This window comes from Streptomyces sp. NBC_00873 (assembly GCF_045207415.1).
Classification (GTDB): domain Bacteria; phylum Actinomycetota; class Actinomycetes; order Streptomycetales; family Streptomycetaceae; genus Streptomyces.
On record NZ_CP108803.1, the window covers coordinates 3,369,854 to 3,395,422 of the forward strand.

Consider the following 25,569-nt stretch of genomic DNA (forward strand, 5'->3'; position numbering starts at 1 on the left):
CCACGTCCCGGACATCAGCCCGCCCTCCCCATAGTTTCGACTGACGACAACTCCCGGCGCCCCCGCCGATGAGTCGATCAGCGACACCCTAGTCCCGTACTTCGCGGGTCGTTAGTCCCGTACTTCGCGGGTCGTTGAATCGAGTGGTTGGGGCCTGGGAGCGGTGTCCAAGGCCGGTCCGCCGGCGTTGGTTCGGGTGTGTCGATGATTTCCCGGTCCCCGCGGCCACGGTCGGAGCGTCAGCGCCTGGAGTGCGTGGTGACGTCCGTGGTGGAGAAGCGTCTGGGCGCTCTGCCTGTCGCTGCCGAGTTTCTGTGCCGGCTGGACGTGGCCGGGATCGTCGACGGGCTGTGCCCGTCTGCTGCGAGCGCGTACTTGACGCACGGGCAGGTGATCGAGGCGCTGGTGGCGAACCGGCTCACCTCCCCGGCACCGCTGGTGCGGGTCGGGGACTGGGCACGGGTCTGGGCCGTGGAGGAGGTCTTCGGTATCGCGCCAAGCGCCGCGTGACCGCCTGCCTGCGCTGGCATGTCGAGCAGGACGAGGCAGGCGTACCCGCACTGGAGTGGAGCTTCGACCAGGACGTGCTCGACGCCGAGGCCAAGGCCGACGGCTGGTACGCGCTGATCACGCCGATCACCGCCGCGCAGGCCACCCCTGCCCAGGTCCTGATCCAGTACAAGGGCCAGGGCGCGGTCGAGCGCCGCTACTCGGACTTCAAGGGCCCGCTCGCCGTCACCCCGGTCTTCGTCCAGCACGACCGCCGCGCCGCCGCACTGATCCAGGTCATCTGCCTGGCCCTGCTGGTCTTCTGCCTGATCGAACGCCAGGCCGGACGGGCCCTGGGACCCGAGCAGACCATGGCCGGGCTCTACCCGGACAACCGCAGAGTCCGGCCCACCGGCCGGATGATCCTCTACCACCTCGGCGAACTCAACCTGCGGATCGGAAACGTGGTCGACCCACCGACCGTGCAGGTCACCCGCGGCGTCCCGCTCAACCTCCTCGAACTCCTCGGCGTTCAAGTCACACAAACCCGCTGGCCACCGACCTGAAAGCGTGACCCGCGAAGTACGGGCCTAGTACACCGGCTTCTCGGGCTCGATCTGGTTGACCCAGCCGATCACGCCGCCACCGACGTGCACCGCGTCGGCGAAGCCCGCCGACTTGAGGACCGCGAGGACCTCGGCGCTGCGGACGCCGGTCTTGCAGTGCAGGACGATGCGCTTGTCCTGCGGGAGGTCCTGGAGGGCGTTGCCCATCAGGAACTCGTTCTTCGGGATCAGCTTCGCGCCGGGGATCGAGACGATCTCGAACTCGTTCGGCTCGCGGACGTCGATGATCTCGATCTTCTCGTCCGTGTCGATCCACTCCTTGAGCTGCTTCGGAGTGATCGTGGAGCCGAGCGCCGCCTCCTGGGCCTCCTCGGACACGACGCCGCAGAAGGCCTCGTAGTCGATGAGTTCGGTGACGGTCGCGTTCTCGCCGCAGACCGCGCAGTCGGGGTCCTTGCGGACCTTGACCTGGCGGTACTGCATCTCCAGGGCGTCGTAGATCATCAGTCGGCCGACCAGCGGGTCGCCGACACCGGTGAGCAGCTTGATGGCCTCGGTGACCTGGATGGCACCGATGGACGCGCAGAGCACGCCCAGCACGCCGCCCTCGGCGCAGGACGGGACCATGCCGGGGGGCGGCGGCTCCGGGTAGAGGCAGCGGTAGCAGGGACCGTGCTCGGACCAGAAGACGGACGCCTGGCCGTCGAAGCGGTAGATCGAACCCCACACGTACGGCTTGTTCAGCAGTACCGCAGCGTCGTTGACGAGATAGCGGGTGGCGAAGTTGTCCGTGCCGTCCACGATCAGGTCGTACTGGGAGAAGATCTCCATCACGTTCTCGGCCTCGAGCCGCTCTTCGTGAAGGATCACGTTCACATACGGGTTGATGCCGAGGACCGAGTCCTTGGCGGACTCCGCCTTGGAACGGCCGATGTCGGACTGGCTGTGGATGATCTGGCGCTGCAGGTTCGACTCGTCGACCTCGTCGAACTCCACGATGCCGAGCGTGCCGACACCGGCCGCGGCCAGGTACATCAGGGCGGGCGAGCCGAGACCGCCGGCGCCCACACAGAGCACCTTCGCGTTCTTCAGCCGCTTCTGCCCGTCCATCCCGACCTCCGGGATGATCAGGTGGCGGGAGTACCTGCGGACCTCGTCGACGGTGAGCTCAGCAGCTGGCTCGACCAGGGGTGGCAGCGACACAGGAACCTCAACAATGCAGGTGGTCGGTTTCTACGTACTTCATCTACGTACGGTTGTTCTTGCCGTAACACTGCCACGCCCCCTCTCATTCCGAGATACCAAGTCCGATCCGCGAGACAATTTCGTCCCAGTACCCGGGCAGCGCCGCGAATGGATCGGTTTGTCCCCTGCTGCCTCTCCGCACGGTGCGGTCGGTGAAGAAGATCGTGCCCGCGCCCTGCCAGCGGGCGATGCGCATGGCCTCGTCGAGGTGGGTGCGCGGAACACCGTGCACGAAGTGCGCGAAGCATCCCGGCGGGTAGGCGGCGGTCCACTCCGCCACCTGCGACCAACGGTAGTCGGTCCACGCCCCGGAGAAGGTGACCAGCTGGTCGGCGGTCTCGGCGTAGCCGGGGTACGGATGGGTCCCGTGCCCGAGCACCAGCAGCCCGTCCTCGAGGAGCGTGGCGAGCGTGCCGGTGAGGCGACGGACCGCCGGGAGGTCGGCGCGGTCGGCGGGACACCGGTCCAGGTAGAAGCCGTCGACGCGGTACCAGTCGAGGAAGGACTGCGCGTCGGTGATCAGCTCGTCGAACGGACGGTCGCCGTGGGCCAGATCGAGGTGGCCCAGCAGCCGGCCGCCGCCTGCCCGGACGGTGTCCTGCGCGGTCTCGCCGTGCAGGGCCCGTTCGCGGGCGTTGCGGAGCCGGCCCGTGGCTTCCAGACAGTGCGGGTCGGGCCGGGCGCCGGGACCGGTGTCGATGTTGAGGACCGCCCAGTGCAAGTGGGTACCGGGGCGGGTCAGTTCGGCCCATTCGGTGGGGGCGAGCAGTGGGTGCCCGTAGCCGGGGACGCCGAAGCCGAGCTGCTCGGCGCCGCCGGTCCTGCGTGCCGTTCCGGCGCTGGTCAGATGCGGCATGCCGCCTCCATCCAGATGTCGGCGAGGGACTCCTCCAGGTTGATCCGGGGACGCCAGCCGAGCCGGTCACGGGCGGTGCGGACGTCTGCCTGCTGCCAGGCGCCGCAGCCGTCGGGGTACGGGGACGGGGTCGCCGAGAGGTGTTCGATGACGGACTCGGAGGAGGTGCGGGGGGGGCCGATGGGCATCCGGGGCGGGGCCGTGTCCAGCTCGTGGAGCGCACCCGGGTAACCCGCGACCTTGGCAAGCACGGCGGCGGCGTCGCGGAGCCGTACGGCTCGGCCGGTGCCGATGTTGACGACTCCCTGCGCGGCGGAGAGCGAGGCGGCGTGCACGGCGCGGGCGACGTCCCGTACGTCGACGAAGTCGCGCTGCACCCCGAGGCCACTGAGCTTCAGCTCGCCGTCGCCGGACTGCATGGCGCGGCGCATCGCCTCGGCGAGCCGGCCCAGCGGGGAGCCCGCCGGGGTGCCGGGGCCGACCGGCGAGAAGACCCGCAGTACGACCGCGTCGAGGCCGGAACCGAGGACGAGTTCGGTGGCGGCGAGCTTGGAGACGCCGTACGGCCCACCCGGGCGCGGGACGGCGTCCTCCGCCGTCGAGGAGCCGGGCTGCGAGGGCCCGTACTCCGAGGAGCAGCCCACCTGGACGAGGCGGGCGCTGCAGCCGCTGCGCCGCATCGCCTCGCAGACGGTGGCGACGGCGACGGTGTTGTGCCGGGTCAGGTCGCGGGCGCCGCCGCGGGTGGCGCCCGCGCAGTTGACGACGACGCCGGGGTGGACGGCGTCCAGGAAGCGGGTGAGTGCTCCGGGGGAGCCGCCCGCGAGGTCGAACCGTACGTCGGCGTCGTCGCCGCGGCCGAGCGCCGTGAGGTGCACGGCGGGGTCGGCGAGCAGCCGGTCGGCCACGAACCGGCCGAGGAACCCGTTGGCGCCGAGCAGCAGAACCCTCATCGGGTGCCCCCTTCGTGCCGACGGCGGGCTGCCGGTGCGGGGGATTGGGGGGTCATGTCCGGTGTCTCCTTGGGGAGGTGGTGAGCGGTAAGTGCCTGTCGGGTCCAAAGGCAGGCGCCGAGGGGCAAGGGCCCGCGGCGTCGGCTCCGCGGCGGTCGTGCAGGGAGTGGTTCTTCATCGCGGCTTACGCGGTGGTGTGGGCGGACGCCCGGGAGAGGGCGACGGTGGCGTGGATCAGCAACCCGAGCGCGGCTGCACCGCAGGCGATGGCGGGTACGGCTCCGGTGCCGCCCGCCTCGATGACCGCGTCGACGGGGCGGGCGAGGACATGGAGGCCGGGCAGCCGCCCGGCCAGGATCAGGGCGGGGGCGGCCGCCTCGACGGCGCAGGCGGCGGCGAGTCCGGTGGTGGCGGGCTCCGGGAAGCCGTGGACGGTCAGCAGCCGGGCGAGCAGGAGGAGTACGCCGAGTGCGGCTGCCGCGACGAGGGTGCCGCCGCCTCCGTACCCGAGCTCGGCGAGGCGGAGCAGCCCCGAGAGCACGCAGAGGAAGAGGGCGACGGTCCCGAAGAGGAGGGGGCGCACCCCTGCGGCGAACTCCTCCAGTGCGCGGCTGCCGGTGAGTCTGCGGTGTGCGTGTACGGAGAAGAGGTGCGCGCACCAGGCGGCGGGAGCGACGGCGAGCGCGAGTCCCAGCAGGGGTGCGGGGGTGAGCGCCCAGGGTCCTTCCGGGCCGCCGCTGAGGACCTGGTCGAGCAGCGCCTGGCCGTACAGGACGTAGCCGAGGAGCCAGCCCACGTACAGAGTGGCTGCCGCCGAGGAGCGGCCCTCCGGGGCGCGGAGGGGGCCACTTCGCAGGCAGAGGCCGAGCCCGAGGAACGCGACGAGTGCCCCGCCGAGGGACACGGTGAACCGTGCCCCACCGCCGAGTGCGCCTTCGGTGAGTTTCAGGACGACGGCGGTCGCTGTGCAGGCCGCGCCGGGCAGCAGCGCGAGGAGCGACCAGACGGCGCGCGTCTCGATGTCGCGCACCGGCGCGGGAGGCACCGCGCGCGCCGGCTCCCCCGTCACGGCGGGCACCCGCGCGTAGAGCTCCTCGGCGAGCGAGAAGACATCGCGGTGCCGGTAACGGGCGGCGGTGCGGTCGGTGACCCCGTGGGCTTCGAGCCCGGCGGCGATCTCCAGCGGGTCGACGGCGCGTTCGCAGAGGTCACGGTGGCGGTGCATGAGGGTCTTCACGGGATCGACGGGCCCGCGCCGGGAGGCGCTGAGCTTGCGTGCGGGGGTGGCACGGGTGTGCGCGATCTCGGGGGGCCGTCGGGTGGGGGCGGGTGCGTCGTCACTGTCGGGGTGTGTCCGGGTCGGCGTCTGCGGCCGCACCTCGTCGGGCGTGTCGGTCCGTGTCTCGGTCTCGGCCGCCGCCGGGGCGCAGGCGGCGGGCCCTGCGGCGGCCTGCTCGAGAGCTCCGGCCTCGGCCTCCGCGAGGACACCGTCCTCGGACGCGCCTCCGCTCCCCGCCGCAACACCGGCGCCCTGCACAGCGCCGGCCGCACCAGCACCAGCACCAGCACCAGCACCAGCACCAGCACCAGCACCAGCACCAGCACCAGGCTGTGCGGGCTCTGCGGGGTCCGTACGCACATCGGCGGTTCCGACGCCCGGGAGCGCCCAGCCCGTGACGGCAGGGGACTCGTCGGCGGTCGCGGGGCGGTCGGGTGCCGGACTCCCGGTCACGTCCGGCTCCCGCGCCGATTCCCGATCCGGCGCCGGGTCCCGCAGCGAATCCGCGTCCGGGTCCCGTTCCTGCGGGAAGTCCGGCCCCTCGGCCGCCCCCTTCGCCGGCGACTGCTCCATCAGCGCCACCGGTCCCACTCCCGCGAGGCCCGGCATCTCCCCCGTCCCGGGCCGCTCCCAGGCCGGGGCGGAAATCTCCGTGACCCGGGGTTCGGAGACCAGGACCTCCGAGCGGGGGTTCCAGCTTCTGTCGGTCGTCGGGGTGCCGGAGACGTCGAGCGCCTCGGTCGGGCGGCCGCCCATGGGAAATCCTCCGTGATCCATGCCGGGTCCGCCGGACCGGCTCGTCCTTCTGTCCGTCTGCTGCTCACACATCGCGATCCGCCGTCCCGCGCGCACCCGCGCACACGCCCTCGATGGCCCAGCTCGGGGTGTGCGCGGGAACCGTCCAGCTGCCCAGGACCTGGGCCTCGGGCGGAGTCGCGAACGGGCGCGGGGCGCCGTTCGCCTCCCTGCGCACCGGGGAGCGGGAGATCAGCTCCAGGTAAATGCCGCGAAATGCCGCAAGGTTCTGTTCGACGGTGAAGAGTTCGAGCGCACGGGCGCGCGCCGCCGCGCCGAGACGTGCACGGCGCTCGGGGTCGCGCAGCAGCGCGATGCACGCGTCGGCGAGCGCCCGGGGGTTGCGCGGGGGCACCACAAGACCCGTACCGCCGATGACTTCGACGACCGCGCCGACATCCGTCGACACCGTGGCCCGCCCGCAGAACATCGCCTCGACCAGACTGATCGGGAAGCCCTCGACGACGCTGGAGAGGACGACGATCCCGCCCGCCGCGTACGCCTCGGCGAGGTCCGCGACCTCGGCACCGCCGATGTCCTCGAAGGAGACCGGGTTGTCGCCGACGGCATGTGCGTCGGCGGCCTCGTCCGGGAAGAGCTGGGCGGCGAGTGCCCGGCAGTGCGCGAGGTACGTGGCGCCTTCCGCGCCCGGCGCCGGCGCGCCGACGATCCGCAGCCGGGTGTCCGGTTCGGCCTTCCGTACTTCTGCGAAGGCGTGCAGCAGTGCGATCAGATCCTTGGACGGCTCGATCCGGCCGACCCAGACCAGGGTGTCGGGACCGCCCTCGTCATCGCTCTCCCCCAGGGCTGCGAAGCGGGCCGCCTCCATGCCGGGGTAGACCGTGCGCAGCTTGGCGCGGTCGGCGCCGCACCGTTCCTGCCAGCGGCGTGCGTGCGTATTGCCGGGGGTGATGAGCGCGGCCTGCCGGTACACCTCGGTGGCGAGCCGTCCGTGGAACACGGCAAGCAGGGCGCGTACCGGTGCACCCAGGGGCGTGCCGGCCGCTGCGAGGTAGTGGGCCCGCAACTGCACGCCGTGCTCGGTGACCAGCAGCGGGACGCCGAAGAAGCGTTTGGCCAACAGCCCGGGCAGGGCCGCTGCCCCGCCGGACGCCGCGTGGCAGAGGTCGACCGCACCGAGGCTCTCCTCGTCGTACCAGTCGAGGGAGAGCGGGCGTAGGACGCGGTCCAGTTCCGCGGCGAGGGCGAGGAGGTCGGGGACGGTCGCGGCCTGGACGGTCCGCCCGGTGCCTGGGGCCCGGCAGGCTGCTTCCAGTACGCGCACAGCGGTCTCGGAGCGGAGCGCCGCGGGAAGTCCGCCGTGTTCGCGGGCCAGTTCGGCGAGTCCGTACAGCCCGTCGGTGAACTGTGTGTCGGCGGCGCCCGTGGATCCGCCACCGCCGGCCTCCGCGGTCGCTTCCGCCGTGCAGATCGACGTGGCGAGCGCCGTGAAGTGCGCCGTGAACCGGCACCGTTCGCGCCGTCCGTACGACCGCCCGCCCCCTCCGGTCACCAGTCGGGCGAGCAGCCCCTTGGGGGCATGGCCGCCCAGGATGTCCTCGTCGGTCATCCACAGTGGCGCCGTCCGTACCCGGCTGACCTGGGACGGAAGCCGTACCCAGCCCTGCGCCTCCTGCTCGGCGGAGCGGCTGAGCGCGTAGAGGTCGAACTCGTGCTGCGTCAGCCCGCGCACCAGACGGTCGCACCAGAGTCTGGACTCACCGATCGCATACGGATAACCACCATCGGTGAGGAGTCCGATCCGCACGAGCGCACCCCCGATCTTCCTTAGTGGGCGGCCGCCATGGGTTTGGCGACTCGCAGCGGGACGACCGTAAGCGGATACGCCGGTGGCGCGACGGACGGTTGTCCATCGCGCCACCGAAAGGGGTGAACCGTCGTAACTTTCCCGCCCCCGTAGCGTTCTGTCGCGCTATGAGGTGATCGGTTACGCAGAGTCAGGCTGCGGCCAGCTCCTTGCGGGCTGCGCGGCGCACTGCCGCGCGCGCCGGATCGAGGGCGGGCACGGCGGCCAGGAGCTGCTTGGTGTACGGATCCTGGGGCGCCCCGTACACGTCGTCGACACCGCCCTGTTCGACGATCCGGCCCTGCCGCATCACCGCGACCCGGTCGCTGACCTGCCGTACGACCGCAAGGTCATGGGCGATGAAGACCAGCCCGAGGCCGAGTTCGCGCTGGAGCTCGGCGAGGAGTGCGGTGACCTGGGCCTGGGTGGTGACGTCGAGCGCGGAGACCGGTTCGTCGCAGACGATCAGCTTGGGGTCGGCGGCGAGCGCGCGGGCGATGCCGACGCGCTGGCGCTGTCCGCCGCTGAACTCGTGCGGGTAGCGGTCGTACCGGTCGGGGTCGAGGCCGACGCGTTCCAGCAGTTCCTGGACGCGGGCCCGGATCCGGGTGTCGTCGAGTGCGCCCGCCGCGCGCAGCGGATCGGCGACGGATTCGCCGATCGAGCGGCGCGGGTTGAGCGAGGCGACGGGGTCCTGGAAGACCATCTGGAGCTCGCGCCGGTACGGCCGCAGTGCTTTGTCGGACAGGAAGCCGATCTCCGCACCCCCGTAGTGGAGCCTGCCCCCGGTCGGGTCGAGGAGGCGTACGAGCATCCGGCCGAGCGTCGTCTTGCCGCTGCCGCTCTCGCCGACGATGCCGAGCGTCTCGCCGCGGTGGACGGTGAGCGATACGCCGTCCACGGCGGTGACCCGGTTGCGGCCCCGCCCGAATTCGCGTCGCAGATCGACGGCTTCGAGCAGCGGCTCGCCCGCCTGCGCCACGCGAGGAACGGCACCTTCGGGCCTCGGCCCGCCCCCGTCCGCGACACGAGCCGCCGGAACGTGCACCGGTTCCGGGCGCTTCGTGTCCACCCGCGGTACGGCGGCCAGCAGTTCGCGTGTGTACGGCTGCCGCGGCGCACCGAGCACCTCGGCGACCGGCCCGCGCTCCACCTCCCGGCCCGACTGCATGACCAGCACCTCGTCGACGCTCTCCGCGGCGACGCCCACATCGTGGGTGACCAGCAGCAGTCCCATGCCGGTCTCCCGGCGCAGGGTGTGCAGCAGGTCCAGGATCTGGGCCTGGACGGTGACGTCCAGCGCGGTCGTCGGTTCGTCGGCGATCAGCAGCTGCGGCTCGCAGGCGAGCGCCATCGCGATGAGGGCGCGCTGCCGCATCCCGCCGGAGAACTCGTGCGGCCGGGACCGGGAACGCCGTACCACGTCGGGGATACCGACCCGGTCGAGAACCTCCACGGCCCGCGCCCGCGCCGCCCGCCGTGAGGCACGCGCGTGGACCCGGTACACCTCGGCGATCTGGTCGCCGACCGCGTAGTAGGGGTCCAGGGACGACAGCGGGTCCTGGAAGACCATCGCGGCCTTCGCCCCGCGCAGCGCCCGCAGTTCCGCGTCGTCCGCCGCCTGTACGTCCACGCCCGCGACCCGGATCGAGCCGCCGACGGTGGCGCCTGTCCCCCGGTGCAGTCCGAGCAGGGCATACGCGGACGCGCTCTTGCCGGAGCCGGACTCGCCGACGACACCGAGCGCGGCGCCCGCTTCCAGCGTGAAGGAGACGCCGTCCACGGCCCGGACGCCTGCCGCGCCGTCGAAGGAGATCGTCAGATCGGAGACCTCGACGAGGCTCATGACAGGACCACCCGACGGTCGGCCATCGCCTGCAGGATGTCCGCGACGGCATTGGCAAGGACGACGAAGAAGCCGGTGACGAGCACCAGGCCGACGACGACCGGAAGGTCGACGTTCTTCACGGCGACGACGAGTTCACGTCCGACGCCGGGGATGTTGAACAGCGATTCGGTGAGGACGGCGCCGCCGAACATCGAGCCGATGTCCAGTGCGCCGAGCGCGATCACGGGGCCGAGTGCGCCGCGCAGCGCATGCCGCCCGACGAGTCCCCGCTCGCTCACCCCGTATGCGCGGAAGGTGCGCACATGGTCCTCCGCAAGGGTCTCCAGCATGGACGACCGGGTCATCCGGGCGTACGGAGCGGCGGAGACCAGCGCCAGCGAGACCCAGGGCAGCAGCAGGTTCCAGGCCCACTGCTCCGGGTTCTCGGTGAGCGGTACGTAGTCGGGGAACGGCAGCAGTTGCAGCGCCGAGCAGAACACGATGATCAGCAGCAGACCGATGACGAAGACCGGCGTGGCCATGCCGGCCAGGGTCAGTCCGGTGAGGATCCGCTCGGTCGCGCGGCCGCGCCGCCACACCGAGAGCAGTCCGGTGCCGACGCCGAGCAGGATCCACAGCACGAAGGCGCCGATGGCGAGCGAGGCGGTGGCCGGGAGCTTGGTGAGGATCATCTGGGTGACCTGCTGGTCGTCCTGGTAGGAGCGGCCGAGGCAGGGAGCCTGGCAGTGCAGGATCCCGGTGCCGGTCGAGTAGTCGCGGCCGACGAAGATCCCCTGGAGAAAGTGCGCGTACCGCAGGTACAGCGGGTCACCGAGCCGGAGCTGGTCGCTGACCTGCGCCACCTGGGCGGGTGAGCAGCGCGGCCCGCAGGCGATCTGTGCGACGTTGCCCGGGGCGACGTAGAACGCGGCGTAGACGACGACGCTGAGGGCGAGGAGCACGAACAGCGCCCCGCCGAGGCGCCGCAACAGGAACCGGGTCATGCTCCGGCCTCCTTCTTGCGTCCGGTGCCGATCCGCAGCCGGGAGGCGACGCGCGGGTCGAGTGCGTTGCGGACGCCCTCGCCGAGGATGGTCAGCGCCAGCACGGTGATGAAGATGAGCAGGGCGGGGATCAGCAGATAGGTGGGCGCCGCCTGGTACCAGGTGTCGGCGTCGCTGAGCATCTGTCCCCAGGACGGCGTGGGCGGCTTGATGCCGACGCCGAGGAAGGACAGCGCCGCTTCGACGACGATGTTTCCGGGGAAGAGCAGCACGGCGTACGTGATGACGGGTGCGGCGAGCGCGGGCAGCAGTTCGCGCCGGGCGATCCGCAGGCCGCCCCAGCCGCTGAGCCGGGCGGCGGCCACATGGTCGAGCGACTTCAGCGCGAGGGTCTGGGCGCGCACGATCTTGGAGATGCCGGACCAGCCGACCAGCCCGACGATCGCGGCGATCAGCACCGGGCGCGGGAAGCCGGCGGGGACGACGGCGAGCGCGCCGAGCGCGATCACCATGACGGGCAGGGCGACGACGATGTCGGTGACGCGGCTGAGCGCCTGGTCGACGAACCGGTTGCCGAGTCCGGCGACCAGACCGACGACCACGCCGATGATCACCTGGAGCAGGGTCGCGGCCAAGGCGACGCCGAGCGAGACCCGCGCCCCGTACACGACGCGGGCGAACAGGTCGCGGCCGGTGAGCGGTTCGACGCCCAGCCAGTGCTCGGCGCTGATGCCGCCGAACGATCCCAGCGGTACGCCGCCGGTGGCGGAGTCGACGAGGTTCGCGTGGTACGTGGTGGGGTCCTGGCCCTCGATGCCCGCCAGCAGCGGCGCGGCGAGCGCGACCAGGACCAGCAGGGCGACGACGACGGCCGCCACGACGGCGGAGCGCCGTGCGCGCAGCCGCCGCCGGAACGAGGGGGCCCCGGAGGCGGGGGCCGCCGCAACGGCCCCCGCCTCCTTGACCAGCAGTGCTTCGGCCATGGTTACTTGACCGCGACCTGCGAGATGTCGAGCACGCCGGTCCAGTCGCTGATGACGACGTTCTTGACGGACTCGCCGTACAGGCGCTTGTAGACCGGGTGGAACAGCGGCACGGTCACCGCCTGCTCACCGATCTTCTGGTCGAGTGCGCCCCAGCGCTTCGCGGCCGCGCTCAGGTCGGTCAGCCTGTTGATCTCGTCGACCTCCTTGTTGACGGAGGCGTCGTCGAGCTGGGAGGCGTTGAAGTTGTAGCCGTTCTTGACGATCTGGCGTCCGTCGAAGATCGGTGCGAGGAACGGACCGCCGGACGGCCAGTCGGCGCCCCAGCCGGTGAGGAAGAAGCCGGGCTCGCTCTTCACGTTGTAGATCTTGTCCGAGTAGGCGTTGCCCTCCAGGCCCTCCAGCTCGACCGTGATCCCGGCCTTCTTCAGCGCCTCCTGGATCGCGGTGGCGATCTCCGGGCTGGTGGCGAAGTTCTTCTCGTTGGAGTGCGTGAGCGTGATGGTCAGGCCCTTGGCGTAACCGGCCTCCTTCAGCAGCTGCTTGGCCTTGGCCGCGTTGCCGGTCCGGCCGGCCGGGAAGGCGTCGTACGCGCTGTAGCCGAAGGACGGCTGCTCCGGAAGGAAGGTGGTGGCGGGCTCAGCGAGCGAGGAGCCACCGGCCGCGTTGACAACCGAGGTGCGGTCGACGGCGTACGAGATCGCCTGGCGCACCTTCGGGTTGCCGAACGGCTTCACCTTCGGGTTGAAGGCGATGTAGTTGGTGTAGCCGAAGTGACCGGTGCCGACGCGCGAGGCGAGCGTCTTGTCGCCGGTGACCTTGGCGAGTTCGGCCGGCCCGAGGTTGGTGTCGGTGGTGACGGCGGCGGCGTCGGCGCCCCGGGAGGCGGCGAGCCGCTGGTTGATGACGGCGGAGTCGAGTCCGGAGCGTACGTCGATCCGGTCCGGGTACGCCTTGCGCTCCTCGTCGGTGGCGGCCGACCAGAACGTGTTGCGCTCCAGGACGAGGCGCTCGCCGTCACCCTCGTTCCTGACGACCTTGTACGGACCCGAGGAGATCGGGTGGTTCTCGTACTTCGTGCCGTTGTCCTTGGCCTTCGGCACCGGGGTCGTCTGGGTCTGCGTCGCCAGGTAGGGGAACTCGCCCTCCGGCTTGTTGAGGTGGAAGACGATCGTCTTCGCGTCGGGCGTCTCGATCGAGGCGAGGCCCTTCTTGTTTTTGTACGGGCCCTGGTAGTCGGCGCCGCCGATCAGCCAGTCGCGCAGGTAGGGCGCACCGCCGGAGAGTTCGGCAGCGAAGGAGCGCTCGATGCCGTACTTGATGTCGGCGCTCGTGATCGCGGTGCCGTCTTCGTACTTCAGGCCGTCCTTGAGCGTGTACGTCCAGACGGTGGCGTTCTTGCTGGGCGTGCCCAGGTCGGTCGCCAGGTCGGGCACGACCTTCGCGCCGGCCGCGCCGTCTTCCCGGTTGCGGGTGGTCAGCGTACGGAAGACCAGGGACGGGACGTTGCCGCCACCGGAGGTGTAGAGCCGTGCGGGGTCGAAGTCCTCCTGCGGGTTGCTGTTGAGGACGGTGAGCGTGCCGCCCTTGGCGGGCTTGCCCGCAGCGCCGGAGTTGCCGTCGCTGCCCTTGCCGTCCTGGGGCCCGCAGGCGGCGGCGCCCGAACCCACGACGAGAACCACGACGGCCGCTGCCACGCGGCGCGATATGACGGACGGTTGACGCATCGGAAGATGACCTCTCGGAGTACTGCTGACGGAAGAAGGCTGAACGAGAATCCGTGCAGGCAGCAGCGAGGGCGCGGGGTGGGACAAACGGTCAAGGATCAGGATGAACCGGACCGGGACACCAAAACTGCCGCGCCTGCGGACGGAGTACGCCCGGCGCGGCAGTCGGGAAGAGCCGTTCCCTGCGAGACAGGGCTCGGGGAAAGGGAGTCGACGCGCACTCAGGCAGGCGTCAGCAACAGTGGATGTCGGCGACGCTGTGCCCGGTCACACCGATGAGCGCCAGCTCTATGGCGGCGCGTTCGAAGGTGACGGGGTTGCGTGACATGCCGAGAAATATGCGCGACGACACCCTTGATGTCAACGCAGAATGAGACAGTCGTCCCACATACTGGACGCCCTTGCCAAGGGCCGGACACTCGACCCGATCGCGGACATCGGCCGGGAGGCAGCCGGCGGGGCCGACGGGCGGTCCGGCCGGTCTCAACTGTTCGGATACACCCAGGCGTTGGGCCGGCACTTGATGCCATCGATATCGAGGGACTTGGTCTGCTGCTGCATCACGGGAGCCAGGGCGCCCGGCGTGCGGCAGCTCACATGATTGTGACCCAGCCGGTGGCCGACCTCGTGGTTGATCAGCATCTGACGGTAGGAGAAGAGCTTCTCCGGGCCGAACGTCGACGATCCCTGCGCCCAGCGATAGGCGTTGATCATCACGCGCTCGGTCGCCGCCGAATCGCACGAGACATTGTCTTCGGTCGTATCGAGACCCGACTTCCCGCACCAGTCACCGGTGGTTCCCGGGCTGGCCAGAGTGATCACGAAATCCGGATCGCCCGAGGAGATCCGCTCGAAAGTCATGGCGCCGTCGTGCGCCCAACTACGGTCGTCGTTAAGGGTTCTCTGGACCGCCTCGGCAAAAAGGCCGGCGTCGAGACCGAGACCCTTCTCGACATCGATCCGATAGCGATACTTATGCCCCTGGCCCGGAGCCTTCGCCGCTCCCGGGACCGTCTCGAAGTGTCCGGAACCCTTGAGTTCCGGAGCGAGCGGATAGGCCATGGCCATCTTCTGCGCGTACGAAAGGGGCGCGACCGCCACCGCTTTCGGCGTCTGCCGGTCGTCCGAGCGGGAGGAGCTGTCCTCGCCACTGTCCCGGTCGACGCCCGCCCCGGGTGCGGCCATGCCGACCCGCCCGCTGCCGTCATGCGCGAGCTGACCGGCCACGACCACCGCCAGCACGGTGGTCACGGCGGCGGCCGCGACACCGGTGAGGGTGCGCCCCTTGCTGCTCCTGGTGACCGGCGGGGCATCGGCGCCGCCGGGAGGCGGCTGCTCGTCGCCGTCGCCGACCGAGGTGAACGGGTCGACCGGCGGGGCCGGTGGGGCGGACGGGGAACGAGGGGCGGGTGGTGCGGGCGGTGCGTCGAAGGCGTCGACGAACTCCTGCCGCGGACCCGGTATCCGCGACCGCGTACCGGCCGCAGGCTGCCGGTCCGACGTCCCCTGCGGCATCGGCCGGGCAATGGGCCGAGGCATCTGCGGCGTCCCGGGCCGCAGACCCGGGCCGCCCGGCCGCCCCGGAGCCTGCTGGTCGCCGAACACCGGCTGCGGTCCGGTCCCCCAGCCAGCGCCCGGCTCGCGCTGCTCGGGATGGCCGCCACGCACCTGCGGGACCCCCTGGAACGGAGTGTGCCCGTCCGTGCCGGGCGGTGCTCCGGCCACCCTCCTGCGCCGTCCGCTGCCGGGCTCCGCCCGGACCGCCTCACGAGCGCCCCCCCGGTCCGCCGCCGCGGCACCGATATCTCGCTCACTGACTTGGGGCCCTTTTCGACTGTGTCGTCCCACGCCCCGGATCAGCTCCCGCCGCATTCGTCGAGCAGTTCCCGGAACGCCTGGGCGACCGCTTCCGGGTACTCCATCATCGCCACGTGCCCGGCATCGGGCAGTGTCAGCAGCCGCGAATCACGGAAGGCCGCGGACGCCCTGCGTGCCATCCGGTACGAGACGAGCTGGTCCCGTCCGCCGTACACGAGCTGGGTCGGCGCGAGCACACGCTCGGCCTGGCGCCACAGTCCGTGCTGCCCGCCCAGCGTGTACGCATCGACGATGCCACGCGCCGAGCGCGCCATCGCATCCCAGAAGTACGGCAGTTCCAGCCGTCGCTCCAGTTCGGCCACCGCTTCGCGGAAGCCGGCTTCGGAGATGCGTGCCGGATCGCCGTAACAGAGTGCCATGACTCCGCGCGTCCGTTCTTCCGCCGTCATGTCCTTGGTCATCCGGGAGAACAGGGATGCGACCCCCGGAACGGCGAGCAGTCCGGTCGGTACGGCGGGCCACTGCACCCGGATCTCGGGCAGCGCCGGCGAGATGAGGGTGAGCGTCCGCACCAGGTCGGGGCGGACGGCCGCGACCCGGGTGGCCACCGCGCCGCCGAGCGAATTGCCGAAGAGATGGACGGGCCCGCGCTCCCCCGCGTCCAGGAGCCGGATCACCGCGCGGGCGTGCCCGGTGACCGAATAGTTGCCGTCGTCCGGCGGCGGGGAGTCCCCGAAGCCGGGCAGGTCGACCGCCTCGCCGTCCACCACGTCCTGGAGCAGCGGCATCAGCGCCGACCAGTTCTGCGAGGAGCCGCCGAGCCCGTGCACGTAGAGGGCGGGCGGCAGCCCGGTCCGCTCCGGCGGCCGGGTGCGGACGTTCAGCGTCAGGCCGGGGAGCGCGACGGAGCGCAGCTCCTCCCCCTCGGCGACCCGGACGGTGCTCACCGTGGGGGCCGCCGCCGCAGCGGCGGCTCGGACTCCCGGCAGCTCGGTCGAAGACATGCGGCAATGTTACGAGACGATCACACCGCGGTTCATGTGTTCGCCGTCACAGATCGCGTAGCGCCGTGCTGGGGTAGCTCCTACGCTCGAAGCTGAGGAAGGGAGTCACCATGACGGTCGACCCCAGCGACCCGGAGACCTTCGAGAGAATTCAGCCGGACGAGCCGGACCCGGAGGCACCCGAGGCTGACGCGGCCGAGCAGCAGGCCGATCTCCAGCCGAGGAGCGACGACCCACTCACGGACATCGACCGGGACAGCGCAAATGAGGCGGATGCGGCGGAGCAGGCACGCGTCGTCTCGGAGGACGAGGACGATTACCGCTGATACGCCCCGCTTTGCCGTGCAGGTCGGCGAATCTGTGGCTACCGCAGCCGTCCGGTCCGTGAAATTCTGCGTCCGCGCCGCGCGCACCCGGGTTACTCAAAAGTACGATGGCTGTACAGCGCAGCGTGCAGAAAAAGGCTGTGTTCGATCACAATTTTGGGAGGCGGCGTGACAGCCATCGAGCAGACAGAGGCGGCGCGCCCGCGGGGTACTCGCCTGCCTCGCCGCGCCCGACGCAACCAGCTGCTGGGCGCCGCGCAGGAGGTCTTCGTCGCGCAGGGTTACCACTCCGCCGCGATGGACGACATCGCCGAGCGGGCCGGCGTCAGCAAGCCGGTGCTCTACCAGCACTTCCCGGGCAAGCTGGAGCTCTATCTGGCTCTGCTCGACCAGCACTGCGAATCGCTGCTGCAGGCGGTCCGTACCGCGCTGGCGTCGACGACGGACAACAAGCTCCGTGTCGCCGCGACGATGGACGCCTATTTCGCGTACGTCGAGGACGAGGGCGGTGCCTTCCGGCTGGTCTTCGAGTCGGACCTGACGAACGAGCCGGCGGTACGGGAACGGGTCGACCGGGTCTCGCTGCAGTGCGCGGAGGCGATCTCCGACGTCATCGCGGGGGACACGGGGCTCTCCAAGGACGAGTCGATGCTGCTCGCGGTCGGTCTGGGGGGCGTGTCCCAGGTCGTCGCCCGGTACTGGCTGTCCAGCCGGTCGGCGATCCCGCGCGACACGGCGGTACAGCTCCTCACCTCGCTGGCCTGGCGTGGCATCGCCGGGTTCCCCCTGCACGGCATCGATCAGCACTGACGTCCGGTCGGTACTCCTCCGTGTCCGCGGTACGTGTTCGCTGCGGGCGTTGCCTGCCGACCTCTGACAGCCCCGCTCACCGGGCTAATGTGTGGTGCGTACGGCGCGGCTCACGCGCAAGAGGACTGACCGTCGGAGGGACATAGCCGTGGAGGTCAAGATCGGCGTGCAGCACGCACCCCGGGAGATCGTTCTGGAGAGCGGGCTTTCCGCCGAGGAGGTCGAGAGCGCGGTCGCCGAGGCTCTCACCGGCAAGACGCAGCTGCTCAGCCTCACGGACGACAAGGGCCGCAAGGTCCTGGTGCCGGCCGACCGGGTCGCCTATGTGGAGATCGGCGAGCCGAGCACGCGGCGGGTGGGGTTCGGCGCACTGTAGGGACAGAGGCGCGGCAGTGCGAAGCGGCCCGGAGGGGTGTATCCCCTCCGGGCCGCTTCTGCGTTCTGCCGCTGCTCAGTGCCGGTTTCCGCTGTGCGGCACCTGTCCCCGGGAGGGTTGCGTTCCGCAGCCCACGGGTAGTACGGCCTACGACCGTTTTGCCCTCCCCCATCGCTCTGGAAGCATGGGAGATACCCCTCCGCAACCCGCGAGGTGATCGTCTGTGATCTGGGAATCCCTCGGCTCCGTCGCGCTCGGACTCGTCCTCTCCTGGGCGGCGCTCCGCTCGCTGCCCGGCCGGCTCCCGTCCGGCCGTGCCGTCTTCGCCACCGGTGCTCTGGGTGCCCTGTTCGGCGCGTATCTGATGCACTCGGTGCTGGGCCCCGGACATGTCCTGCCCACCCTGATCGGCGCGGTGCTGATCGGCGCGGTGACGCTGTCGCTGCTGATCCGCCCGCGCAGCCGCCGCCTGAGCCGATCAGCGGCGGCCTGAGGGGGCCCGTCGGCGGTCTGTCAGGCAGCCAGTCCGAGCGCGGCCATCCGCTTGGTGTGCGCCTCGGTGATCCGCGAGAACATCCGGCCGACCTCGGCCAGGTCGAACCCGTCCGCCACCCCGCCCACCAGCATCGTCGACAGCGCGTCGCGGTCGGCGACCACCCGCTGGGCCTGGGAGAGCGCCTCACCCATAAGCCGCCGGGCCCACAGCGCGAGCCGGCCGCCGACCCGCGGGTCGGCCTCGATCGCGGCGCGCACCTTCTCGACGGCGAAGTCGCCGTGGCCCGTGTCGTCCAGCACGGCGAGGACGAGCGAGCGGGTGTCCGAGTCAAGGCGGGCGGCGACCTCACGGTAGAAGTCACTGGCGATCGAGTCGCCGACGTACGCCTTGACCAGACCCTCCAGCCAGTCCGACGGGGCGGTCTGGCGGTGGAAGTCGTCGAGCGCCTTGGCGAACGGCTCCATGGCCCCGGTCGGCTCGGTCTCGATCGCGGTCAGCCGGTCCGTCAACCGCTCGAAGTGATGGAATTCGGCGGACGCCATCTTTGCCAGCTCCGCCTTGTCGGCCAGCGTCGGCGCGAGTTTTGCGTCCTCGGCGAGCCGCTCGAAGGCCGCCAGCTCCCCGTACGCGAGTGCTCCCAGCAGATCCACGACCGCGGCACGGTACTGCGGCTCAGCGGATGCGGTGGCCCAGTCCTGGGCGGCGATTCCCGTGTGCTCGCTCTCTGCCACAGCGCAGCCTTTCCGATTTGTCAGCGGAGCATCGCGTCCGGCTGATACTTTCCTGCCACGCGTGTTGCGTCGGGCAGGGCTTGTCCGTCATGAGACTGCTTCGCAGTCGGGTGAGAAGCCCCTCGGGGAGGAGTCACGAACCGCAGAATAGCCCGCGGTCGGCATAAGGAAAGCCCCCGTCCGGCACTGCCGGGCGGGGCCCTTTGCAATGCACCCCCAGCACGGATGCGCGAATCCGGGGTATGGTGGTAATGCGCCTGCCGAGCATTCAGCGGGCGATTTGAATGAGGATGCCCGGTCGGTGGCCCGATCGGCTCCGACCCGACAGCCCTCCACGCGGGGCGTACGCCACGTACGACCGCAGATGAGGGGCCCCCTCAGCGGCACGAGCGCTCGAGCGACGGCAGTGGTCCCGCGCCACCCGGCCCATCCACGGCCGGATGACCAACCCCGGCACGGTACGACCCCCAGCGTTCGCCTCGGACCGCGTCTCACAGAAGAGGCAGCACCCTGACTACGTTCCGAGACCTCGGGATTCTTCCCGAGACGGCCGAGGCCCTTGAGGCCGTCGGCATTGTGTCCCCCTTTCCCATCCAGGAGATGACGCTCCCCGTCGCACTCTCCGGCTCCGACGTGATCGGACAGGCCAAGACCGGTACCGGCAAGACGCTCGGTTTCGGTCTTCCGCTGCTGGAGCGCGTCACCGTCCCCGCGGACGTCGAGGCGGGCCGGGCCAAGCCCGAGCAGCTGACCGAGGCGCCGCAGGCGCTGGTCGTCGTCCCCACGCGTGAGCTCTGCCAGCAGGTCACCAATGACCTGCTGACCGCCGGCAAAGTACGTAACGTCCGCGTTCTCGCGATCTACGGCGGCCGTGCGTACGAGCCGCAGGTCGAGGCCCTGAAGAAGGGCGTCGACGTGATCGTCGGCACCCCGGGCCGCCTGCTCGACCTGGCCGGCCAGCGCAAGCTCGACCTGTCGCACGTGCGTGCCCTCGTCCTCGACGAGGCCGACGAGATGCTCGACCTGGGCTTCCTGCCCGACGTCGAGCGGATCATCACCATGCTGCCGCCGACCCGCCAGACGATGCTGTTCTCGGCGACCATGCCGGGTGCGGTCATCGGCCTCGCGCGGCGCTACATGTCGCAGCCGACGCACATCCGCGCCACCTCGCCCGACGACGAGGGCGCGACCGTCGCCAACATCTCGCAGCACGTCTTCCGTGCCCACTCCATGGACAAGCCGGAGATGGTCTCGCGGATACTGCAGGCCAACGGCCGTGGGCTGGCGATGATCTTCTGCCGCACCAAGCGGACGGCCGCCGACATCGCCGAGCAGCTGGAGAAGCGCGGTTTCGCGTCCGGCGCGGTCCATGGCGACCTCGGCCAGGGCGCCCGTGAGCAGGCGCTGCGCGCCTTCCGCAACGGCAAGGTGGACGTGCTCGTCTGCACCGATGTCGCGGCCCGCGGTATCGACGTCGAGGGCGTCACGCACGTCATCAACTACCAGTCGCCGGAGGACGAGAAGACCTACCTCCACCGCATCGGCCGGACCGGCCGTGCGGGCGCCAAGGGCATCGCGATCACGCTGGTCGACTGGGACGACATCCCGCGCTGGCAGCTGATCAACAAGGCCCTGGACCTGAAGTTCAACGAGCCGGTCGAGACGTACTCCACGTCGCCGCACCTCTTCGAGGAGCTCGACATCCCGGCCGGCACCAAGGGTGTGCTGCCGCGCGCCGAGCGGACCCGTGCGGGTCTGCGGGCCGAGGAGATCGAGGACCTGGGCGAGACGGGCGGCCGCGGCCGCAAGTCGTCCGCGCCGTCGGCTCCTGCCGCACGGGAGGAGCGGGCGCCGCGTACGCCGCGTCAGCGTCGTCGTACGCGGGGCGGATCCGCGCTCGCGGAGGGCACCGCTGCCGCGGTGCCGGCGCCGGCCACGGAGCCCGTGCACGCTGCGGTGGCCGCGCCCGCCGCTGACGCCCCGGTGGAGCCGCGCACGCCGCGCCGTCGTCGCCGTACGCGGGTCGCGGTCCCGGATGTCGCGGCCGGGGCCGCGGTGGCCCTGGCGGAGGCTCCGGCCGTCGTCGGGACACCGGTCGTCGTCGAGGCGGAGGCCGAGGCCAAGCCGCGTCGCCGTCGGGCCCGCACCGTCACCAAGCCTGCGGACGAGGTCGACTTCCAGATCGCGCCCATGACCGAGCCGGTGGTGGAGGCGAAGCCGGTGACGAAGCCGCGGCGCCGCGCCCGGATCGTCGCCAAGCCGGCCGAGGACGAGGTCGACTTCCAGATCGCGCCGATCGCCGAGCCCGAGCCGGACAGGCCGCGTCGGCGGACGCGGGCCGCGGCGAAGCCGAAGGCGGAGACCGTGGTGGAGGTTCCGGTCGCGGAGGGCGAGGCCAAGCCGCGGAGGCGGCGGGCGCCGCGCACCGCGGCCAGGACCGAGGGCTGAGCACACGCCGATGGTCGTTCGGGGCTCCGCCCCGGACCCCGCTCCTCGATTGCCGGAGGGGCTTGATCGTGCCGGACGGGCTTGAGGACATCCTCAGGCCCGTCCGGCGTTCGAGGACGCAGTCGGCCCGTCCGGTGGGTGAGGACATACGGCCTGCCCCGCGATAGGAAGTGGGCTCCCGGGGGAAGGCCGATAGCCTCGTGTCATGAGTCGGCCGCCCACCTTCACCCCGCCCCCCTGCACCCGCGCCCACGCGCTGCCCACCGCGCGCGGGGCCTTCGCCGTGCTGGATGCCTCGCCGCCCGCCGAACCGCGCGGAACTGCCCTTCTGCTGCCCGGATACACCGGCAGCAAGGAGGACTTCATCGCGCTCCTCGAACCGCTCTCCGCCGCCGGCTACCGCATCGTCGCCGCCGACGGGCGCGGGCAGTACGAGACCGGTGGAACGGACCGTCAGGAAGACTACGAACAAAGCGAGTTGGCCCGCGATGTGCTCGCGCAGGCGGACGCGCTCGGTGGCTCCGTGCATCTTCTCGGGCATTCGCTCGGCGGGCAGATCGCCCGCGCCGCCGTGCTGCTCGACGCCTCACCGTTCCGTTCGCTGACGCTGATGTCCTCCGGCCCCGCCCAGGTCGTCGAGGCCCAGCAGCTCAAGGTGAAGATGCTCAGCGACGCGCTCGCGACGCTGACCATGGCCGAGGTGTGGGACGCGATGCGCGCCCTCGACCCGCCCGAGGACGCGGCGGCAGCGGACGGCGAGGGGCTGCGCCGGCGTTGGCTGCGTCACCGTCCCGCCCAGCTGATCGCCACCGGGCGGCAACTCGCGACCGAGCCGGACCGGGTGGCCGAACTCGCCGCCGTACCGCTGCCCGTCCATGTGCTCTCCGGCGAGCGCGACGACACCTGGCCGGTGCCGTTGCTCGACGAGATGGCGCAGCGGCTCGGCGCGCACCGCAGCCGGATCGCGGGCGCCGAGCACTCCCCCAACACGGACCGCCCGGAGCAGACCGCTGCCGCGCTGGCCGCCTTCTGGGGCAGGTCTTAGCTCAGTACTGCGCCTGCAGGTGCTGCCAGAAACCGTCGCGCAGCGCCCGGCGCAGATGGGCGTGGCCGCGCAGCGAGTGCTGGAGCAGCCGTTCGGCCTCGACCAGCAGGTCCTGGTCCACGGAGCCCGGCAGGTAGGGGTGTCCGGGCAGCAGGTCGGCGAGGGCGTCGCGGCCGCGGGCGGAGAGCCAGGCGGCGGCGATCTGCGCGCCGACGAAGCGGACGTCCTCGCGGGAGGGGGCCGGAGTGTCGTCCTCGTACGTGGTGACGGGGCGCCTGGTGACGTACGGGCGGCAGAAGTCCAGGTCGAAGGTGCGCTGGCTGTCGACCTCCCAGAGCAGCGGTTCGGCCTGGTTGCGCCCTTCGCCCGCCTCGATGCCCCAGAGGTGGACCCGGGCCCCGTAGCCCTGCGCCGCCTCGACCGCGGACACCAGGTCCTCGTCACCGCCGACGAGCGCCGCGTCGCTGATCGCGCGGTGCCGGGCGAGGGATTCGAGGTCGGTGCGGATGAGTGAGTCGACGCCCTTCTGCTGGTTGTTGGCGTTGAGGTTGCCGAGTCTGACCTTGACGTCCGGAAGTTCGGCGATGGACTGCTGCTCGACCGTGTGGATCCGGCGCCTGGCCCCGTCGTACCAGTACACACGCAGAAGTCTGCTGTCCGCGAAGATGGTGCGGGCCTTGTCGATGAAGGCCTCGATCAGCCCTTCCGCGTCGAGATCGAAGGAGCGCCGGTCCTCCGTGCCGGTGACGAGCAGACCGGCCGCGGCGTACACATAGCCCGCGTCCACGAAGATCGCGTGGGTCGAGGGGGTTTTGGACACCTCGGCGAGCATGCGCTGGAGCAGCTCGTTGGTGCGGGCCAGGCGTTCGCCGATCTCCGCCTCGTTCATGCGGACCTCATTGCCCGTGCACGGCCGATTTCCCGCTGGTACTTAGACATCCAAAAAATTTCCTTAGCGTAGGGAATGTTTGCCGGAGGCAAGCCGTTGTACACCCTGTGGAGCGCGGGACGCCGATGTCCGACGCTCCACATCCTTGCGGACGGATCACCCGTCCTCCCAGTAGTTCTCCAGCAGGAGGATCAGACGAAGGGAAGCCATATGCGCTTCGAGATCATGCGACTCGACGATGTCGACGGTACCGCCGTGGACAGCACCGTCGTGGACGCCGCCTCCGTCAACCGGATCGTGCAGCAGGCCGCCTCGATAGGCCAGCGCATCTATATCCGCCCGGCCGAGAACTCGGCTTCGTAACGCCTCACCGACGTACAAAGACGAAGCGCCCCCGCACGGACGGTCCGTGGCGGGGGCGCTGTGGTGTCCGGGGCCGCGTCAGGAGCTCTGGATGACCTGGGTGACCCCGTTGATGATCTGCTGAACGGCGATGGCCGAGAGCATCATTCCCGCGAGCCTCGTCACCAGGACGACGCCGCCGTCCTTGATCACGCGGATGATCAGCAGCGAGTAGCGCATGGTCAGCCAGAGCACGAGGTGCATGGCGACGATCGCCGTCCAGACCGAGAGCTGACTCCCGAAGCTGTCGGCGTGCTGCACCGCAAGGATCACCGAGACGATCGCGCCGGGGCCGGCGAGCAGCGGCATCCCCAGCGGTACGAGCGCGACGTTGACGTCCTTCGTCTGCGTCGGTTCGTCGGTCTTGCCGGTCAGCAGATCGAGTGCGATCAGCAGCAGGAGCAGCCCGCCCGCGATCATCAGGGCGGGGACGGAGACATGCAGATAGTCGAGGATCTGCTGACCGAGCACACCGAAGACGGCAATCACGCCGAAGGCGACGGCAACCGCCTGGAGCGCCATCCTGCGCTGCATCTTGGCGGGCCGGCCGGCGGTGAGGGCGAGGAAGATCGGGGTGATTCCGGGTGGATCCATAATCACAAAAAGCGTGAGAAATAGGGATCCGAAGACAGCAACGTCGAACACAGTGAGGCCTTGCGAGAAGAGAGCGGGTCGAGACGGGACGTGCGCAGACCGCAGCCGTGAGCGGCCGGGCGTGCGGGAAGAAGGTGAGGAGGGACGAGATGCGCGGACAGGCGCTTACACGTTGCGGGGCCCGCCGGCGCCCGGCACCGGGAAGGCTCCCGTGGCGCGCCGGGTGATCTCGCCGTAGATCTCCGGATCGGTGGTGTACTCGCCGAGCTGTACGGTCTTCCGGCTGCCGTGGTAGTCGCTGGAGCCGGTGGCCAGCAGCCCCAGTTCCTTGGCGAGCCCTCGCAGCCGGGCCCTGGTCGGCTCGTCGTGGTCCATGTGGTCGACCTCGATGCCGTCGAGGCCCGCGGCGGCGAGCCGCGCGATGGCCGCCTCGGGCACCACTTCGCCGCGCTTGACGGCGAGCGGGTGGGCGAAGACGGTGACGCCACCGGCGGCCTTGACCAGCCGGATCGCGTCGAACGGGTCGAGCTCGTGCTTCCGTGCGTACGCGCGTCCGCCGTCCGCGAGCCACTCGGGCGTGAAGGCGTCGGAGACCGTCTCGACGACGCCGAGCTCGACGAGCGCGGTGGCGATGTGCGGCCTGCCGACCGAGCCGTCCCCCGCGATCCGGGCGATCTGCTGCCACTCGACCGGGACGCCGAGCTCCTGGAGCTTGCGGACCATGGTCTGCGCGCGCGGCACCCGGTCGTCCCGTACCAGCTCGCGTTCGCGTGCCAGTTCCGGCTCGTCGGGATCGAAGAGGTACGCGAGGATGTGCAGCCCCACACCGTCGATCCGGCAGGAGAGCTCGGCGCCGGTGACGAGGGTGAGGCCCTCGGGGAGCGCGGCGATCGCCTCGGCGTGGCCGCGGACGGTGTCGTGGTCGGTGAGGGCGACGACATCGAGGCCCGCGGCGGCGGCGTTCCGCACCAGCTCCGCGGGGCTGTCCGTGCCGTCCGAGGCGGTGGAGTGGGTGTGCAGGTCGATGCGCACGACGCGTACTCCAGTGCTCGCAGCCGGACAGGGGGACAGCCCAAGGATAACCGGCATTCGAACAGC

At 70.9% G+C, this 25,569-nt stretch carries 25 protein-coding genes; 9 read left to right on the forward strand and 16 right to left on the reverse strand.

What is annotated here, in order from left to right; translation table 11 throughout:
- The first annotated feature begins 258 nt into the window (after positions 1–258).
- Positions 259–510, forward strand: a complete 252-nt coding sequence (locus tag OH809_RS15050) for a DUF4277 domain-containing protein (protein WP_406421912.1) — start codon at positions 259–261, stop codon at positions 508–510.
- Positions 507–1,055 (forward strand): hypothetical protein, encoded by a 549-nt coding sequence (locus OH809_RS15055; protein WP_406515217.1) that lies wholly within the window; start codon positions 507–509, stop codon positions 1,053–1,055. Before OH809_RS15050 ends, OH809_RS15055 begins: the two co-directional genes overlap by 4 nt.
- 24 nt (positions 1,056–1,079) lie before the next feature.
- Here OH809_RS15055 and moeZ read toward each other — a convergent pair whose 3' ends face one another.
- The 12 genes from moeZ to OH809_RS15115 all read right to left on the reverse strand — a co-directional run bounded on the left by moeZ (position 1,080) and on the right by OH809_RS15115 (position 16,354).
- A complete protein-coding gene (gene moeZ / locus OH809_RS15060; RefSeq protein WP_406515218.1) occupies positions 1,080–2,258 on the reverse strand; it encodes an adenylyltransferase/sulfurtransferase MoeZ in 1,179 nt (392 codons plus the stop codon).
- A gap of 85 nt (positions 2,259–2,343) precedes the next feature.
- On the reverse strand, positions 2,344–3,156 hold the full coding sequence (locus tag OH809_RS15065; RefSeq protein ID WP_406421909.1) for a spherulation-specific family 4 protein: 813 nt from the start codon (positions 3,154–3,156) through the stop codon (positions 2,344–2,346).
- Positions 3,144–4,109 (reverse strand): NAD-dependent epimerase/dehydratase family protein, encoded by a 966-nt coding sequence (locus OH809_RS15070; protein WP_406421908.1) that lies wholly within the window; start codon positions 4,107–4,109, stop codon positions 3,144–3,146. Before OH809_RS15070 ends, OH809_RS15065 begins: the two co-directional genes overlap by 13 nt.
- Before the next feature lie 184 nt (positions 4,110–4,293).
- Positions 4,294–6,144: a hypothetical protein gene (locus OH809_RS15075; RefSeq protein WP_406515219.1), complete on the reverse strand. Its 1,851-nt coding sequence runs from the start codon at positions 6,142–6,144 to the stop codon at positions 4,294–4,296.
- Positions 6,145–6,208: 64 nt separating this feature from the next.
- A complete protein-coding gene (locus OH809_RS15080; RefSeq protein ID WP_406421906.1) occupies positions 6,209–7,951 on the reverse strand; it encodes a glycosyltransferase in 1,743 nt (580 codons plus the stop codon).
- A 190-nt stretch (positions 7,952–8,141) separates the two neighbouring features.
- Positions 8,142–9,836: a dipeptide ABC transporter ATP-binding protein gene (locus tag OH809_RS15085; protein WP_406515220.1), complete on the reverse strand. Its 1,695-nt coding sequence runs from the start codon at positions 9,834–9,836 to the stop codon at positions 8,142–8,144.
- The gene (locus OH809_RS15090) at positions 9,833–10,822 is read right to left on the reverse strand and encodes an ABC transporter permease (RefSeq protein ID WP_406421904.1); all 990 of its coding nucleotides are present in this window, start codon (positions 10,820–10,822) and stop codon (positions 9,833–9,835) included. The genes OH809_RS15085 and OH809_RS15090 overlap by 4 nt, the downstream gene beginning before the upstream one ends.
- Positions 10,819–11,805 carry an ABC transporter permease gene (locus OH809_RS15095; protein WP_406421903.1) on the reverse strand — a complete coding sequence of 329 codons (987 nt, stop codon included), beginning with the start codon at positions 11,803–11,805 and terminating at the stop codon, positions 10,819–10,821. The genes OH809_RS15090 and OH809_RS15095 overlap by 4 nt, the downstream gene beginning before the upstream one ends.
- Before the next feature lie 2 nt (positions 11,806–11,807).
- Positions 11,808–13,532, reverse strand: coding sequence for an ABC transporter substrate-binding protein (locus tag OH809_RS15100; protein ID WP_406515221.1), 1,725 nt, complete (start codon positions 13,530–13,532; stop codon positions 11,808–11,810).
- Positions 13,533–13,764: 232 nt separating this feature from the next.
- Positions 13,765–13,860: an Ms4533A family Cys-rich leader peptide gene (locus tag OH809_RS15105; protein WP_406421901.1), complete on the reverse strand. Its 96-nt coding sequence runs from the start codon at positions 13,858–13,860 to the stop codon at positions 13,765–13,767.
- 155 nt (positions 13,861–14,015) lie between these two features.
- A complete protein-coding gene (locus OH809_RS15110; protein WP_406421900.1) occupies positions 14,016–15,404 on the reverse strand; it encodes a DUF3152 domain-containing protein in 1,389 nt (462 codons plus the stop codon).
- Positions 15,389–16,354 carry an alpha/beta fold hydrolase gene (locus OH809_RS15115; protein ID WP_406421899.1) on the reverse strand — a complete coding sequence of 322 codons (966 nt, stop codon included), beginning with the start codon at positions 16,352–16,354 and terminating at the stop codon, positions 15,389–15,391. The genes OH809_RS15110 and OH809_RS15115 overlap by 16 nt, the downstream gene beginning before the upstream one ends.
- Before the next feature lie 110 nt (positions 16,355–16,464).
- On the opposite strand from OH809_RS15115, the gene OH809_RS15120 reads away from it, so the two are divergent.
- The 4 genes from OH809_RS15120 (at position 16,465) to OH809_RS15135 (ending at position 18,359) form a co-directional block, all read left to right on the forward strand.
- Complete coding sequence (locus OH809_RS15120) at positions 16,465–16,680, forward strand: hypothetical protein (RefSeq protein WP_406421898.1); 216 nt, start codon at positions 16,465–16,467, stop codon at positions 16,678–16,680.
- 168 nt (positions 16,681–16,848) lie between these two features.
- Positions 16,849–17,490 (forward strand): TetR/AcrR family transcriptional regulator, encoded by a 642-nt coding sequence (locus OH809_RS15125; protein WP_018105511.1) that lies wholly within the window; start codon positions 16,849–16,851, stop codon positions 17,488–17,490.
- A gap of 148 nt (positions 17,491–17,638) precedes the next feature.
- Entirely contained in the window at positions 17,639–17,866 is a 228-nt protein-coding gene (locus OH809_RS15130) for a DUF3107 domain-containing protein (protein ID WP_277328233.1), read from the forward strand.
- Between the two features lie 223 nt (positions 17,867–18,089).
- The gene (locus OH809_RS15135; RefSeq protein ID WP_406421897.1) at positions 18,090–18,359 is read left to right on the forward strand and encodes a hypothetical protein; all 270 of its coding nucleotides are present in this window, start codon (positions 18,090–18,092) and stop codon (positions 18,357–18,359) included.
- A 20-nt stretch (positions 18,360–18,379) separates the two neighbouring features.
- Here the strand turns inward: OH809_RS15135 and OH809_RS15140 are convergent, their stop codons facing one another.
- The gene (locus tag OH809_RS15140) at positions 18,380–19,093 is read right to left on the reverse strand and encodes a ferritin-like fold-containing protein (protein ID WP_406421896.1); all 714 of its coding nucleotides are present in this window, start codon (positions 19,091–19,093) and stop codon (positions 18,380–18,382) included.
- Between the two features lie 600 nt (positions 19,094–19,693).
- Here OH809_RS15140 and OH809_RS15145 point away from each other — a divergent pair.
- Together OH809_RS15145 and OH809_RS15150 are read left to right on the forward strand one after the other, a co-directional pair.
- A complete protein-coding gene (locus OH809_RS15145; protein WP_406421895.1) occupies positions 19,694–21,541 on the forward strand; it encodes a DEAD/DEAH box helicase in 1,848 nt (615 codons plus the stop codon).
- Between the two features lie 205 nt (positions 21,542–21,746).
- The gene (locus tag OH809_RS15150) at positions 21,747–22,586 is read left to right on the forward strand and encodes an alpha/beta fold hydrolase (RefSeq protein WP_406515222.1); all 840 of its coding nucleotides are present in this window, start codon (positions 21,747–21,749) and stop codon (positions 22,584–22,586) included.
- 1 nt (position 22,587) lies between these two features.
- Here OH809_RS15150 and OH809_RS15155 read toward each other — a convergent pair whose 3' ends face one another.
- Positions 22,588–23,475, reverse strand: coding sequence for an NYN domain-containing protein (locus OH809_RS15155; protein WP_406421893.1), 888 nt, complete (start codon positions 23,473–23,475; stop codon positions 22,588–22,590).
- Between the two features lie 210 nt (positions 23,476–23,685).
- On the opposite strand from OH809_RS15155, the gene OH809_RS15160 reads away from it, so the two are divergent.
- Entirely contained in the window at positions 23,686–23,838 is a 153-nt protein-coding gene (locus OH809_RS15160) for a hypothetical protein (RefSeq protein WP_167747282.1), read from the forward strand.
- Between the two features lie 78 nt (positions 23,839–23,916).
- Here OH809_RS15160 and OH809_RS15165 read toward each other — a convergent pair whose 3' ends face one another.
- Both OH809_RS15165 and OH809_RS15170 read right to left on the reverse strand, forming a co-directional pair.
- Positions 23,917–24,522 carry a MarC family protein gene (locus OH809_RS15165; protein ID WP_358860512.1) on the reverse strand — a complete coding sequence of 202 codons (606 nt, stop codon included), beginning with the start codon at positions 24,520–24,522 and terminating at the stop codon, positions 23,917–23,919.
- Positions 24,523–24,636: 114 nt separating this feature from the next.
- Positions 24,637–25,503 (reverse strand): PHP domain-containing protein, encoded by an 867-nt coding sequence (locus OH809_RS15170; RefSeq protein ID WP_406421892.1) that lies wholly within the window; start codon positions 25,501–25,503, stop codon positions 24,637–24,639.
- Positions 25,504–25,569: the final 66 nt, after the last annotated feature.